This is a genomic window from Streptomyces sp. sk2.1 (assembly GCF_008120935.1).
GTDB lineage: Bacteria > Actinomycetota > Actinomycetes > Streptomycetales > Streptomycetaceae > Streptomyces.
Genome location: NZ_RDBO01000055.1, coordinates 29,617 through 44,311 on the forward strand (window position 1 = coordinate 29,617; position 14,695 = coordinate 44,311).

Below are 14,695 nucleotides of genomic sequence, written 5' to 3' on the forward strand. Positions count from 1 at the left end.
CCCGGGTCAAGTCGCGCGCCCCCGGCCTCGTCGCCCCGTACAAGGCCGCCCAGGCCGGACTGAAGGCGCACGGGCTGACCGGCCTGCGCGCCACCGTCTACCTGGTCCTCGACCGCTCCGGCTCCATGCGGCCGTTCTACAAGGACGGCAGCGCCCAGCACCTGGGCGACCGCACCGTGGCGCTCGCCGCGCACCTCGACGAGGACGCGACCGTCCCCGTCGTCTTCTTCTCGACGGAGATCGACGGCACCGGCACGATCGGCCTCGCCGACCACGAGGGCCGGATCGACGAACTGAACGCGGGCCTCGGCCGCCTCGGCCGGACGAACTACCAGGCCGCCGTCGAGGAGGTCGTCGCGCACTACGAGGGCTCCGGGGCCACCGGTCCCGCCCTGGTGATCTTCCAGACGGACGGCCCGCCGGACGCCAAGCAGCCCGCCAGGCAGGCGCTGGCCGACGCGGCCCGGCTGCCGCTGTTCTTCCAGTTCGTCGCGTTCGGCGAGCAGGACGCCAAGGGCTTCGACTTCCTGCGGAAGCTGGACGCCCCGAACGCCGGGTTCTTCCACGCCGGCCCCGCTCCCCGCGAGGTCGCGGACAGCACGTTCTACCGCGAGGTGCTCGCCGCGCTCCCCGCCTGGCTCGCCGCCCGCGAAACGGCGCCCGACGCCTGATCCACCGGCAGTCGTACGGTCACGGCGAGCCCGCCCCCGGGGCCCGGCACCGCCGTGACCGTACCGCCGTGCGCCAGCGCGATGGACCGCACGATCGACAGGCCGAGGCCGGAACCGCGCCCCATCCGGTCCCGGCCCTCGCCCCGCCGGAACGGTTCGAACAGCCCCGGGATGTCCGCCGCCTCCACCACCGGCCCGGTGTTGCGCACCTCCAGCAGCGCCCCGCCGCCGTCCACCGTCAACGACACGTCCACCGACCCGTCGGGCACGTTGTACGTGACCGCGTTGGCCAGCAGGTTCGCCACCAGCTGCGCGAGCAGCAGCCGGTTGCCCCGGACCATCGTGCGGGGGCCGGTCCCGACCCGCACCCCCGGATGCCGGGCGGTCTCCTCCGCCACCACGTGCGCCAGGTCCACCGCCTCCCGCTCGCCCTCCGCGAGCCCGCGCTCGCTGCGCGCCAGCACCAGCAGCCCCTCGATGAGCCGCTCGCTGCGCCGGTTGTTGTCCAGGAGCGTCTGCCGGGTCCGTACGAGATCCTCCGGGGACGGGTCGTCCAGCCCGATCTGGATCGCGGCCCGCTGGGTGGCGAGCGGCGTCCGCAGCTCGTGGGAGGCGTTGGCGATGAACCTCCGCTGGCTGTCGAACGCCTTCTCCAGCCGGGCCAGCAGCGCGTCGAGCGTGTCGCCCAGCTCCTTCAGCTCGTCGTCCGGACCGCTGGACGCGATCCGCTCGTGCAGGTTGTGCTCGGAGAGCCGCCGCGCCTTCGCGGTCATGGCGTGCACCGGGCGCAGCACCCGCCCCGCCGTCCACCAGCCCACGCCGACCGCGCACGCCGTCATGACGAGCAGCGAGGCCACGGACCACATGAGCAGCTGGTGCCCGGCCGCGTCGCTGACGTTGTCGGTGAGGTCGTAGACGGTGGGCGGCCCGAGGCTGCGCCGGGTGACCAGCGGACCGTTCACCGCGTAGCCGGGCTGCACCACGGCCGCGGTGCGGGCTATGTCGCGCGCCTGGGAGTCCGTACCGACGCGGGAGGCCAGGTTGACGGTGGTGAGCAGCGCCGTGCCGAGGATCAGGAACACCCCGCCGTACACCAGCGCGATACGGGCCCGGATCCTGGAGTGCGGCACCCCCGACAGCCACTTCACAGCGCGTACCCCACACCCTGCACCGTGCGTATCACGGCCGGTTCCCCGAGCTTCCCGCGCAGCTTGCTCATGCAGACGCGGACCGCGCCGGTGAACGGGTCGGCGTTGGCGTCCCAGGCCCGTTCCAGCAGCTCCTCCGCGCTGACGGCCCCGCCGTCGGCCTCCAGCAGCAGCTGGAGCACCGAGAACTCCTTCGGCGACAGGTCCAGCTCGCGCCCCTCCCGGGAGGCGGTGCGCCGCACGGTGTCGAGCCGGATGCCGTGCCGTTCCAGCTGCGGCGGCACGGGGCGGGCGCTGCGGCGGCGCAGCGCCCGTACCCGCGACACCAGCTCGGGGAACTCGAACGGCTTGCCCAGGTAGTCGTCGGCGCCGAGGTCGAGCCCGGCGACCCGGTCCTCCATGGAACCGGCGGCGGTGAGCATCAGGATCCTGGTCCGGGAGCCGGAGGCGACGAGCCGCCGCGCCACGTCGTCGCCGTGCACCCGCGGCAGGTCGCGGTCGAGGACGACGACGTCGTAGTCGTGCAGCCCCAGGTAGGCGAGGGCGGCGTCGCCGCTGTACACCGTGTCGACGGCGAAACCCGCGCGCCGCAGCCCGGTGGCGACCAGCTCCGCCAGGATCTCCTCGTCCTCGGCGACCAGTACCCGCATCGTGATGTCCCCTGCCTCGTGCATGCGCGTCCACTCCCTCCCAGGATGCGTCTTTGCTACGGGAAGGCATGTTTCGCAAAGGTCTCCGCACCCGTGAGCGGGTTTATCGGTGTGAATCGATCTCCCGCAGGCCGTTAGGATTTCGACCATGGCGGCCACTGGATCCGAGAAGCAGGGGGCGACGGCGTACTACGTCTCGACCCCCATCTACTACGTCAACGACGCTCCTCACCTGGGCCACGCCTACACGACCGTCGCAGGCGACGTGCTCACGCGCTGGCACCGCCAGCGCGGCGAGAAGGTGTGGTACCTCACCGGCACGGACGAGCACGGTCAGAAGATCATGCGCACTGCCGAGACGAACGGCGTCACCCCGCAGGAGTGGTGCGACAAGCTCGTGGAGGAGGCGTGGAAGCCCCTCTGGGAGCACCTGGACATCGCGAACGACGACTTCATCCGTACGACGGAGAAGCGCCACACCGACCGGGTGCAGGAGTTCGTGCAGGACCTGTACGACAAGGGTGAGATCTACAAGGGCGGCTACGAGGGCCCGTACTGCGTGGGCTGCGAGGAGTACAAGCTCCCCGGCGACCTGATCGAGGACGAGGCCGGCGTCAAGCTGTGCCCGATCCACAAGAAGCCGGTGGAGATCCTCAAGGAGGAGAACTACTTCTTCAAGCTGAGCTCCTACGGCCCGAAGCTGATGGAGTTCTACGCGGACAACCCGGACTTCATCCAGCCCGAGTCCGCCCGCAACGAGGTCGTGAACTTCGTCAAGCAGGGCCTCCAGGACCTCTCCATCTCCCGCTCGACCTTCGACTGGGGCGTCCCCGTGCCGTGGGACGAGAAGCACGTCATCTACGTGTGGGTCGACGCCCTGCTGAACTACGCCACGGCGGTCGGCTACGGCGCCAACCAGGACAAGTTCGACGGGACCTTCCCCGCGAACGTGCACCTGGTCGGCAAGGACATCCTCCGCTTCCACGCGGTGATCTGGCCCGCGATGCTGATGGCGCAGGGCCTGCCGCTGCCCGGCAGGATCGCGGCCAACGGCTGGCTGATGGTCGGCGGCGAGAAGATGTCGAAGTCGAACCTGACGGGCATCAAGCCGCAGGACCTGACCTCGCACTTCGGCGTGGACGCCTACCGCTGGTACTTCCTGCGCGCCATCGCGTTCGGCAGCGACGGCTCGTTCTCCTGGGAGGACTTCTCCGCCCGCTACACCTCCGAGCTGGCCAACGACTACGGCAACCTCGCCTCGCGCGTCGCCGCCATGGTCGGCAAGTACTTCGGCGGGGCGCTCCCGGAGGCCACCGCCGCGGGCGACGCCGAGAAGGCGGTCCAGGACGGGCTGGCGAAGGCCGTCGCCACGGCCGACCGGAAGATCGGCGAGGAGCTGGACTTCCAGGCCGGCATCCTGGCGATCTTCGACTTCGTGAAGCAGGTCAACGGCTACATCACGGAGCAGGAGCCCTGGAAGGTCGCCAAGGACGACTCCCCCGAGGGCCGGGCCCGCCTCGCGACGATCCTCTACACGGCCGCCGAGTCGCTGCGCGGTGTCGCGGTCCTGCTGAACTCCGTGATGCCGGAGACCTCGCAGAAGCTGTGGGACTCCCTCGGCGCCGAGGCGTCCCTGGGCGCGCTGGCCGACCAGCGCGTGCAGGACGCCGGCACCTGGGGCCGTCTCCCGGTGGGCGCGACGGTGACGAAGGGCGCGGTGCTCTTCCCCCGCCTGGAGGAGAAGCCCGCGTAAGCGGCCCCGTACACACGGCAGAGGGCCGGCCTCGCACCCGCGGGGCCGGCCCTTTCCGGTGTCCGGCGTACGGGCCCGTCCCCGGCCCGTTTCCGGTTCACCGTTCCAGGGCCTCCTCGTCGCCCATCACGACGACGGGCTTCTTCGCCGGGTCGAGGGCGCCCAGGAGTTCCCGCATCCGGTCCTCGGTGAGCGAGATGCAGCCCTGGGTGGGGCCGCCGTGGTCGACGTGGATCCAGATGCCGCCGCCGCGCTCCTGGCCGAGCGGGCGTTCCCGGTCCAGGGGGGTGACACCGGGGACGCGGTTGTAGTCGATGGCGACGACGTAGTCGAAGGACCCTTCGAGCGGCTCGCCCTCGAACCCCTCGCCGCTCACCGAGAACAACGGGTCCTGGTCGTAGGGGAACGCCGTCCGGGGCGGTTCGAGCAGACCGCCCGCGTGCGTCAGCCCGTAGACACCGACCGGGGAGCGGAGGTCCCCCTCCCAGTGCTCGTCGGTCCAGCCGTTCAGGGCGTTGTGGGCGGGCCAGCGGGTCGTGACGGGCTGCCAGCCGCGGGCCGGTTCGTCGCGGGTGTAGAGGACCGCGCTGGACCGGCTGGAGTCGTAGTCCTCACCGGTGACGACGAGCACCTGCTTGGCGTCCGCCGGGATCGAGGCCCGGGTCCTCGGCCCCAGTGCGGGGATCTCGCGCGGCCGGGCGATCGGCACGCGCGGCCCGGGGGCCGCCCGTTTCCGCACCCCGTCGCCCTGCGGGCCCGCGACACCGACGGACGCCGTGGCACTCGCCCCGGCGGCGGTGTCGGGGGCGGCGGCGGAGTCGGAGGTGTCGCCGCAGGCCGTGAGCAGCAACAGTGCGGCGGCGCAGGCACCGAGGTGGACGGCGTACGGGGGACGCCGGACAGCCGACGGACGGGACACGGACACGGGGACTCCTCAGCGTTCGGTCATGGGTGGGGGACAGCACCGGCGACCTCCCCGTCACGCCTCCTGCTGCCGACCCCAGTTAACGCCGCGTCGCACGAGCGCGAATCCGCACGAGGGCCATACGGCTGTACCGCCCGCCGTTTCCGCGCGCCGGAAAGTCCCCGGCCGGTCGCTTGCGTGTAGGTTCCGGGCCTTTCCGTTCGGTGGGGAACACGAAGGCCCGGCCTTCACCGGGCCGGTGATCGCGGACTCCGCGACGAAGCACCGGCCGATGCGTGCGGCAGGTGTGCCCGTTCTCGTGCCCGGCATTCAGCACGCCATGGGGCAGTCGTGTACGGGTGCGGACGTCACCCCCGCCGGTGTGCCCACGCCCGCCACTCACGGGAGAACAATGCTTGCAAAAGCAACTTCATTCCGTTCAGTCGATCCACGAGAAACCTTATTCGCCAATCTCATCGCAGGTTTCGGACAAGGTTCCTTCACGCATCGAACGTTCCCTCATGCCAATGCGTCCTTGAGCACGACCAGTCACCAAGCTCTTGGGGGAAGCATGCGCATGGACACATCGCACAGACGCGTCCTCATCCCGGCATTGGCCACAGCACTGCTGTCCGTCGGCACCGCCGCGGCGGCGGATTCCGCGGACCGCCCTTCGGCACCACCGGATCCAGGCCGTCTCTCCCAGTTGGCCGAGCGCTACCTGCAACAGCGCGCCGATGCGGTGACGACGAACCCGGTGCGGTCGCGCTCGGCTGACGCCCTGTCGACTGCAACGGGGCCGATGAGGGCAGAACTGCGGCGCGACCTCGCCGCGCTGGCCCGAAAAGGCAACGCCTACAAGAAGATCGACGGAGGTTACACGCACGCCGAGGTCGATGTGACCGTGCTCGACACGACGACCAACGGGAGCACGGCGACCTCGCACATCATCGAGAACGGCCGTCTCCGTCTGCCGTTCACCGCGACCGAGGTGGCCGACGGGGCTCCGGAGTACGAGGAGTACTCCGTCCCCCACACGCTGACGTTCACGCGGGACACGTCCGGTGCGTGGCTGCTGGCGAAGGACGGGGTCGAGGCCGACGGCGGGCCCGTGCCGAGCACTCAGATCGCCGACCCCGCCGACGACCCGGCTCCGGATTCGGAGAACGAAGGCAACAAGGGCACGGCCTCCGCGACGACCAGACCGCCCGGTGGCTCGGCCGATCCGAAAGCCACCCTCGCCGCCAAGGCCTCCGCAACCGCTTCGTACAACTACAGCGCCATGGTGCGCTACGCCAACAAGCACTGGAAGAAGCCGAACAGCGACTACCGCACCTACGGAAACGACTGCACGAATTTCATCTCCCAGGTGATGCGGGCCGGCGGCTGGAAGGCGACCTCCGGCAGCTTCGCCAGCCGCAAGAACAACAAGAAGTGGTTCTACGCAAGCCACACTTGGACCACCAGCTACACGTGGGCCGGTGCCGAGAACTGGTACTGGTTCGCGGTGAAGCACTCAAAACGGACCAAGTCGCTCGACAACGTCTGGAAGCTCACTTCCGCCGATGTGCTCCAGGCGAACTGGAAGCCCCGGAAGGACGACATCATCGATCACACCATGGTCGTCACCAAGCTCTACAAAGGCACCCCATACCTCACATATCACACAGGAAACACCCACAACAAGAGCCTCCGCAAGCTGCTCGCCGATCACCCCAACGCTGCCTGGTACGCACACCGGACCTGAAGAACCCGCCTGACATCCAGGCCGAATCACTTGTGAGGGACACATGAACAGGCGCTACTTCGTCGGCGTCACCCTCGCCGCGCTGCTCGGCCTGGCCGGGTGCGGCAACGGCGATTCCGAGCCGAAGGCGAGCGGTGACCGCGAGACGGTCGAGGCATACATCACCGCGCTCAACGAACGTGATACGGAAGCCCTGTTGGAGCTGGACGGCGCGACCGGCCAGACCGCCGAACGGGACGCCGAGAAGATCGTCGAGGAAAAAGGCGGTCGCGGCCTCAAAATCGAGGACATCCGGATCGACTACGACTTCGGCCCCGATGTCGGGTCCGCGAAAATCATCGCCAAGGACAGCAAGGGCGCCGACTACCGCGAGAGTCTCACCATCACCCGCGATGACGGAAAGTGGTACCTCACCGTGCTGCCCGCACCGACGCAGGGGCAGGAAGGAAAGAAGACGGCCGGGACGAACAAGCCGTCCGACGGTACCGGCCCCTCGAAGTCCATGTCCGGCTGACCCCGGCACCCACAAAGGAACGTGGATGCGGCCTCCGGAGCATCCCGGGACACGGCGTCGAGGCGCGGATGCGGCGTCAGGACACGGGTACGGGGCACGGCATCCGAGGTCCGGGGCACGGCGTCGGGCCCCGGTCCCGGCGCCGGTCCCGGAACCGGGACCGGCTTTCCCGTGTGCCGCGTCTCGTGTTCGATGGCGGTCATGAGGACCGAGGACGAGGCCCCGCGGACCGAGCGCGTCCTGCTCGTGGAGAGCCGTGCCGATCCGACCGCGCTCACGACCATGGGCCGGGGGCTGCCCCGGCCCGCCGGGAACAAGGTCGCCCTCTTCCTCTCGTACAACTACGCGGAGGTGCCGGTGGGCCGGCGCTTCGGCTGCTGCTTCCGGCGCTCGGACGAGAGCGACATCGTCCGGGTCGCGGCCACCGTCGTCGCCGTGACCCAGCAGTTCGGGGCCGTGTGGGACGAGATCCCGCACGGCTGGAAGACCCTGGCCGTGCTGAGGTTCGAGCCGGAGGTCCCGGCCATGGTCCGCGACCTGCCGGAGGCCGGTGCGTGGTTCGAGCGACCCGTCTCCGTGTACATCTCCGACATGGCCACCTGGGAGGCCCGGACGGCTACCGGGCGAGAACGCTGAAACAGCCCCCGGCCGAGGTGGCCGGGGGCTGTTTCACGTGGAACCGAAGCGGAACGGGCGACGCCTACTTCGCGCCGGTGTCCCGTGCCACGGAGTCCCTGGGGTCGGCCTTGTCCTTCGTCGTCGCGGCGACCGGCTTGCGGAGCTGGATGTTCAGCTCGCGCAGGCGGGACTCGTCCAGCTCCGTCGGGGCGCCCATCATCAGGTCCTGGGCGTTGCCGTTGAGCGGGAAGGCGATCGTCTCGCGGATGTTGGGCTCGTCGGCCAGCAGCATCACGATGCGGTCGACGCCCGGGGCGATGCCGCCGTGCGGCGGGGCGCCGAGCCGGAAGGCGCGGAGCATGCCCGCGAACTCGTGCTCGACGGTCTCGCGGTCGTAACCGGCGATCTCGAACGCCTTGAGCATGACGTCGGGCTCGTGGTTCCGGATGGCGCCGGAGGACAGCTCGATGCCGTTGCAGACGATGTCGTACTGCCAGGCCAGGATGTCCAGCGGGTCCTTCTCCTCCAGGTCCTTCATGCCGCCCTGGGGCATCGAGAAGGGGTTGTGGGAGAAGTCGATCTTGCCGGTGTCCTCGTCCTTCTCGTACATCGGGAAGTCGACGATCCAGCAGAACCGGAAGACGTCCTCCTCGAAGTGGCCGGCGCGCTTGGCGGCCTCGACGCGGACGGCGGACATGATCTTGGAGACCTCGTCGAACTCGCCCGCGCCGAAGAACACGGCGTGACCGGGAACGAGGGAGAGCCGCTCGGTGAGGGTCTTGACGTCGGTCTCGGTGAGGAACTTGGCGATCGGACCGGCCAGCGTGCCGTCCTCGCCGACGCGGACCCAGGCCAGGCCCTTGGCACCGTGCTGGACGGCGTAGTCGCCGAGGCCGTCGAAGAACTTGCGGGACTGACCGGCGGTGTCCGGGACCGGCAGGGCACGGACGTGCTTGCCGGCGAACGCCTTGAACTCCGAGTCGGCGAAGACGTCGGAGATGTCGACCAGCTCCAGCTTGGCGCGCAGGTCGGGCTTGTCGTTGCCGTACTTCAGCATCGACTCGCGGAACGGGATGCGCGGGAACGGCGAGGTGACGTGACGGCCGTTGCCGAACTCCTCGAAGAGCTCGGTCATCAGCTTCTCGATCGGCTGGAAGACGTCCTCCTGCTCCACGAACGACATCTCGACGTCGAGCTGGTAGAACTCGCCGGGCGAACGGTCCGCGCGGGCGTCCTCGTCGCGGAAGCACGGCGCGATCTGGAAGTAGCGGTCGAAGCCGGAGATCATCAGCAGCTGCTTGAACTGCTGCGGGGCCTGCGGCAGGGCGTAGAACTTGCCCGGGTTCAGCCGGGACGGGACGACGAAGTCACGGGCGCCCTCGGGAGAGGTCGCGGTGAGGATCGGGGTCGCCATCTCGTTGAAGCCGAGGGCCACCATCTTGGAGCGGATGGCGGCGATGACGGCCGAGCGCAGCATGATGTTGCGGTGCATGCGCTCGCGGCGCAGGTCGAGGAAGCGGTACTCCAGGCGCCGCTCCTCGTTGACCCCGTCCTCGGTGTTGATCGTGAAGGGGAGCGGGGCGGCCTCGCCCAGCACCTCGACCTCGGTGACCTCGATCTCGATCTCACCGGTCGGGAGCTCGGGGTTGACGTTGTCGGCGCCGCGCGCGGAGACCTTGCCGTCGATCCGTACGACGGTCTCCTTGGTGAGCTTCGCCAGCGCCTCGTTGCCGGGAGTGCCGGGGCGGGCCACGAGCTGCACCAGACCGTAGTGGTCGCGCAGATCGATGAAGAGGATGCCGCCCAGGTCTCGGCGATTGTGCAGCCAGCCGCTCAGCCGGACGTCGGTGCCGACGTCAGAGGCGCGGAGCTCGCCGCAGGTGTGGGACCTGTACCGATGCATCGTCGTTCATCCAGTCTTCGCGATTCGGGGTGGATTCAGCCTCCCCAGGCTACCGCCCGCACCCGCGCCGGTTCATTGACATTGGCACGGCCATGATCGTCCGGTGCGGTACGGGCCGCCCCGGAAGCCGTGCGGACCGGCCCCGGACGAGCTCCGCGACCGGCCCCCGCGATCCTCCGCGACCGTCCTCGGGCGGCCGTCCTCGGTGGCGTTCGCGGAGCAGATCTTCTTAAAGTGGGGCAATGCGCACCGAGGACGTCCTGGCCGCGACGGGGACCGGCCTGTGGCGCTGGGACAGCGGAGCCGGGACCGTCACGCTCGATGCGGAGGCCGCCCGGCTGCTCGACATGCCCGCGGAGGCCGGTGTCTTCCGCGAGTCCGCGGTGCGTTCCCGCTTCCATCCCGTGGACTGGAACGAGATCCACGGCCTGGTGGGCCTCGCGTTCGCCGAGGGCACCCTCGCCGAGGCCCGGATGCGGATCGTGGACGACCGGGGCAGGGTGCTGCGCACCGTGCGCAGCCGTTCCCGGCCGCTCCTGCCCGAGGAGGTGGACGGCACGCACTACGTGCTGGTCGGCACCCTCCAGGAGGTCACCGAACCGCAGCCCGGCGTCACCGGGGTGCCCACGCCCATCACCGGCGACTGGCGCCGCTCCCGCGAGGCGTTCCTGCTGGACGCGGGCCGGGCGCTGGCCGAGGCCCGGTCCACCGCGGAGGTGCTGCGGGTCGCCGCCTCGCTCTCCATGCCCGGGTTCTCGCCGGACGGCCTGGCGGTCTTCGGCGTCTCGGGCGACCGGCTGACGGTCACCGGGCACCACGGGCACAGCGTGGGCGACGAGGACCCGTTCAACGACATGCCGCTGGAGACGGACTACCCGGCCGCCGAGGTCGTACGGACGGGACGGGCGATCTACCTGTCCTCGCCGGAGGAGTACCGCCGCCGCTACCCGGTCACCTGGCCGCTCGCCGGCCGGTTCGGGCGCCGGTCCTGGGCCTTCCTGCCGCTGATCGTGGCGGGGCGCACCATGGGCGCCTGGATGGCGGGGTTCCGGCACCCGGTGTCGTTCTCGCCGGACGAACGGTCCGTGCTGACGACGGTGGCCCGGATGCTCGCGCAGGCGCTGGCCCGCGCCGGGGTCGCCGAGACCGAGCGGGAACTGTCGCTGGGTCTCCAGCGCTCGATGATGCCCTCCCTCGGCCCGGAGATCCCCGGCATGACGGTCGCCGCCCGCTACATCCCGACCGGTGGCGGGCTCCAGGTCGGCGGCGACTGGTACGACATGATCCCGCTGCCGAACGGGCGCATCGCCCTGGTCATCGGTGACGTCCAGGGCCACGACGTGCGGGCCGCCGGGCTGATGGGGCAGCTGCGGATCGCCCTGCGCGCGTACGCCGCCGAGGGGCACCGGCCGGACGCGGTGCTCTCCCGGGCCTCGCGCTTCCTGTCCGGGCTCACGGACGCCTACGAGAACGGGGAGGCGATCGGGCCGCGGTTCGCGACCTGCCTGTACGCGGAGGTCGATCCGGAGACCGGCACGCTGGACATCGCCCGGGCGGGCCACCCCGACCCCGTGGTGACGACCGCGGACGGAACCGCGCTGATCCGCCAGACCGAGGGCGGACTGCCGCTCGGCGTCGAGGCGGACGCCGACTACCCGACGAGCCGGCTCACCCTGGAACCCGGCGAAACGATCATGCTCTGCACGGACGGGCTGATCGAGACCGGCGGCCACGACATGTTCTCCGGCTGGTTGCGACTGCGGCCGATCATGGAGCGGCACACGGGCGACCTGGAGAAGCTCGCCGATGCCCTCCTCCAGGTGGTGCACGGGCCGGCGGCGCGCTACCTGACGGGCCCGCTGGCGGACCGCCGGGAGGACGACATCGCGTTGCTGCTGCTGCGGCGCGACGAGGGGGAGGCCAGGCAGACGGCACCCCGGCGCACCGCGCTGACCATCGCTCAGGCCGAGCCGGAGCGGATCGCGGCGGCCCGGCAGCAACTGCGGGAGCTGCTGCACGACTGGGCGGACCCGGAGCAGGTCGACGCCGCGGTGCTGATGATCTCCGAGATGGCCACCAACGTCCTCGTCCACACGGACGGGGACGCACGGATGGTCGCGCAGGCCACGGGGGAGCACGGCGAGCGGCGGCTGCGGGTGGAGGTGGCCGACAGCAGCGACGAACTGCCGCACAAACGACGACCCGGCGAGATGGCCTCCAGCGGCCGGGGGCTGGTCCTGATGGAGATGCTCGCCGACGCGTGGGGGGTCGATCCGCGGGGAGCGGGGAAGTCGATCTGGTTCGAGCTGTACGAGTCGGAGCCGGAGGACACGACGGACGGGGAGGCCGACTCCGTGCCCGAGGACTCCCAGAAGCCCCAGGACTCCCAGGAGCCCTGAAAGCCCAGGGAGCCCCAGGACTCCCTGGGGCCCCAGGGTCCCGAGGACCGAGCCGGTCCCGCCGGCTCCGGGGCTCCCCGGAAGGCCCCGCCCTCAGCCGACGGACGGACCGGGGGCCCCGCCCCCGGAAGCGCCCGGAGCACCCGACGACGGCCCCGGACGGTCGCCGCGCAGCTCGCCGATGACGCCGAAGGCCGCCGCGCAGACCGGGACCGCGAGCAGCATGCCCAGCAGCCCGGCCACACTGGCCCCCGCGGTGATCGCGATCATGACCATGGCGGGGTGCATCTGGACCGTACGGCTCTGGATCATCGGCTGCAGGACGTGCCCCTCCAGCACCTGCACGGCGAGCACCACCCCCAGCGCCCAGAGCGCGATCACCAGCCCCCGGTCGGCGAGCGCGACCAGGACCGCGACGGCGCCGGAGATGAAGGCCCCCAGGTAGGGGATGTAGGCGCCGACGAAGACCAGCGCCCCCAGTCCCACCGCGCCGGGAACCTGCAGGATCAGCAGGCCGACGGTGATGCACACGGCGTCGATCAGCGCGATGAACGTGGTGCCGCGCATGAAGCCCTCGACGGCCTCGAAGGCCCGCCGCCCCATGGCCTCGATCAGGTCCCCCGTGCCGCGCGGCGCGATCGCGTGGGCGAGGCTCGCGGCCCGGTCGGAGTCGCGCAGGAAGAAGAAGGTCAGCAGGAGGGCGAGAACGCCGGTGGCGACGAGCGAGCCGACCAGGCTGAGCCCGGAGAGGATTCCGCCGGCCGCGCTCGCGCCGAACTTCTCGACGATCTTCCGGGCGTTGGCCACGAGGTCGTCCGCGTTGGTGTTCTCGCCGATGCCGAAGTGGTCGATGATCCACTGGCCGGCGTCCTTCAGCGACCGGACGATCTGGTCGCCGGTGTCCACGAGCGCGGTGACGACGATGTACCCGGCGCCGCCGACCACCGCGACGAGCAGGACGCAGGTGAGGCCCGCCGACAGCGAGCGCTTCAGGCCGGCGGCAGTCAGCCGGCGGTCGACCGGGCCGAGCAGCGCCGTGCCGAGCAGCGCGAGCAGTACTGGGGTGACCGCCGTCTTGAGGACGATGCACAGCCAGATGACGACTGCGGCGACCCCGGTGACGAGCAGCGCGACGACGCACCAGGCGGCCGTGCGCCGCGCCGCGTCGGGCAGCAGGGGTTTGTCGGTCTGCACCCTCCCACCCGACCACGGCGCGGGGGCCGTGTCCCGCCTGCGGAGCCGTACGGGTGACGGGTCGTCACACGCCGGTGCCGGGCGCCCCCGTCGGGGACGCCCGGCACCGCGGGCCGCGGGCCGGACCCGTCACCCGGCCCGTGACCCGTCACGCGCGGCGGACGTCACATGCCGTGGACGGCGGGCACCGTGCCGAGGCGGCCGGCCTGGAAGTCCTCGAACGCCTGCTTCAGCTCGGCCTGGCTGTTCATCACGAACGGCCCGTAGTGCGCCATCGGCTCGCGGATCGGGCGGCCGCCGAGCAGCACGACCTCCAGGTCCGGGGTGTTGCCGTCCTGCTTCTCGTCCGCGCGGACGGTCAGCGAGGAGCCGGCGCCGAAGACCGCCGTCTGCCCCATGTGCACGGGGCGGCCCTCCGCACCGACGCTGCCGCGGCCCGCCATCACGTACGCGAGGCCGTTGAAGTCCTCGCGCCACGGCAGGGTCACCTCGGCGCCGGGGCGCACGGTGGCGTGGATCATCGTGATCGGGGTGTGGGTGATGCCGGGGCCCTCGTGCCCGTCGAGCTCACCGGCGATGACGCGGAGCAGCGCGCCGCCGTCCGGGGAGGCGAGGAGCTGGACCTGGCCGCCGCGGATGTCCTGGTAGCGGGGGGCCATCATCTTGTCGGCCCGGGGCAGGTTCACCCAGAGCTGGAGGCCGTGGAAGAGGCCGCCCGACATCACGAGGGACTCCGGCGGGGCCTCGATGTGCAGGAGGCCGGAGCCGGCGGTCATCCACTGGGTGTCGCCGTTGCGGATGGTGCCGCCGCCACCGTTGGAGTCCTGGTGGACGAAGGTCCCGTCGATCAGGTACGTGACGGTCTCGAAGCCGCGGTGCGGGTGCCAGGGCGTTCCCTTCGGCTCGCCCGCCGCGTACTCCACCTCGCCCATCTGGTCCATCATGATGAACGGGTCGAGGTGCTTGTAGTCGATCCCGGCGAACGCACGGCGAACCGGGAAGCCCTCGCCCTCGAACCCGCTCGGCGCCGTGGTGACGGCGAGCACGGGACGGGCCGTGGCGTCGCCCGGGGCGGCGACCTTGGGCAGGGTCAGCGGGTTTTCGACAGTCACTGCGGGCATGGGAGCCACCTCCGGCTTGGTCTTCCCCCAATTTAGTTGAATGGTGAACATCCCGCAAGGTCCCATCCATTCC

Annotated in this window: 12 protein-coding genes; 6 read left to right on the plus strand and 6 right to left on the minus strand. The window is 70.8% G+C overall.

Features of this window, described 5'->3' with window-relative positions; translation table 11 throughout:
- A partial coding sequence (locus EAO76_RS17370; protein ID WP_148837367.1) for a VWA domain-containing protein occupies positions 1 to 671 on the plus strand: 671 nt, incomplete at its 5' end.
- Here EAO76_RS17370 and EAO76_RS17375 read toward each other — a convergent pair.
- The gene (locus EAO76_RS17375; RefSeq protein ID WP_148836870.1) at positions 605 to 1,819 is read right to left on the minus strand and encodes a cell wall metabolism sensor histidine kinase WalK; all 1,215 of its coding nucleotides are present in this window, start codon (positions 1,817 to 1,819) and stop codon (positions 605 to 607) included. The two genes, EAO76_RS17370 and EAO76_RS17375, sit on opposite strands and share 67 nt — an antisense overlap.
- Entirely contained in the window at positions 1,816 to 2,469 is a 654-nt protein-coding gene (locus EAO76_RS17380; protein WP_222872185.1) for a response regulator transcription factor, read from the minus strand. Before EAO76_RS17380 ends, EAO76_RS17375 begins: the two co-directional genes overlap by 4 nt.
- A gap of 148 nt (positions 2,470 to 2,617) precedes the next feature.
- On the opposite strand from EAO76_RS17380, the gene metG reads away from it, so the two are divergent.
- On the plus strand, positions 2,618 to 4,222 hold the full coding sequence (gene metG / locus EAO76_RS17385) for a methionine--tRNA ligase (RefSeq protein ID WP_148836872.1): 1,605 nt from the start codon (positions 2,618 to 2,620) through the stop codon (positions 4,220 to 4,222).
- Between the two features lie 97 nt (positions 4,223 to 4,319).
- On the opposite strand, the gene EAO76_RS17390 is transcribed toward metG, so the two are convergent.
- The gene (locus EAO76_RS17390) at positions 4,320 to 5,147 is read right to left on the minus strand and encodes a L,D-transpeptidase family protein (RefSeq protein ID WP_262375555.1); all 828 of its coding nucleotides are present in this window, start codon (positions 5,145 to 5,147) and stop codon (positions 4,320 to 4,322) included.
- A gap of 781 nt (positions 5,148 to 5,928) precedes the next feature.
- Between EAO76_RS17390 and EAO76_RS44635 the strand changes: the two genes are divergently transcribed.
- The 3 genes from EAO76_RS44635 to EAO76_RS17405 all read left to right on the plus strand — a co-directional run bounded on the left by EAO76_RS44635 (position 5,929) and on the right by EAO76_RS17405 (position 8,023).
- Positions 5,929 to 6,873 carry an amidase domain-containing protein gene (locus EAO76_RS44635; protein ID WP_187438674.1) on the plus strand — a complete coding sequence of 315 codons (945 nt, stop codon included), beginning with the start codon at positions 5,929 to 5,931 and terminating at the stop codon, positions 6,871 to 6,873.
- Positions 6,874 to 6,916: 43 nt separating this feature from the next.
- Positions 6,917 to 7,387, plus strand: a complete 471-nt coding sequence (locus EAO76_RS17400; RefSeq protein ID WP_148836874.1) for a hypothetical protein — start codon at positions 6,917 to 6,919, stop codon at positions 7,385 to 7,387.
- Between the two features lie 201 nt (positions 7,388 to 7,588).
- Entirely contained in the window at positions 7,589 to 8,023 is a 435-nt protein-coding gene (locus tag EAO76_RS17405; RefSeq protein WP_148836875.1) for a hypothetical protein, read from the plus strand.
- 64 nt (positions 8,024 to 8,087) lie between these two features.
- On the opposite strand, the gene aspS is transcribed toward EAO76_RS17405, so the two are convergent.
- Positions 8,088 to 9,908, minus strand: a complete 1,821-nt coding sequence (gene aspS / locus EAO76_RS17410) for an aspartate--tRNA ligase (RefSeq protein WP_148836876.1) — start codon at positions 9,906 to 9,908, stop codon at positions 8,088 to 8,090.
- A gap of 242 nt (positions 9,909 to 10,150) precedes the next feature.
- Between aspS and EAO76_RS17415 the strand changes: the two genes are divergently transcribed.
- Positions 10,151 to 12,307 (plus strand): SpoIIE family protein phosphatase, encoded by a 2,157-nt coding sequence (locus tag EAO76_RS17415; protein WP_148836877.1) that lies wholly within the window; start codon positions 10,151 to 10,153, stop codon positions 12,305 to 12,307.
- 93 nt (positions 12,308 to 12,400) lie between these two features.
- Here EAO76_RS17415 and EAO76_RS17420 read toward each other — a convergent pair whose 3' ends face one another.
- Positions 12,401 to 13,501 carry an AI-2E family transporter gene (locus EAO76_RS17420; RefSeq protein ID WP_148836878.1) on the minus strand — a complete coding sequence of 367 codons (1,101 nt, stop codon included), beginning with the start codon at positions 13,499 to 13,501 and terminating at the stop codon, positions 12,401 to 12,403.
- Positions 13,502 to 13,665: 164 nt separating this feature from the next.
- Positions 13,666 to 14,622 carry a pirin family protein gene (locus EAO76_RS17425; protein WP_148836879.1) on the minus strand — a complete coding sequence of 319 codons (957 nt, stop codon included), beginning with the start codon at positions 14,620 to 14,622 and terminating at the stop codon, positions 13,666 to 13,668.
- Positions 14,623 to 14,695: the final 73 nt, after the last annotated feature.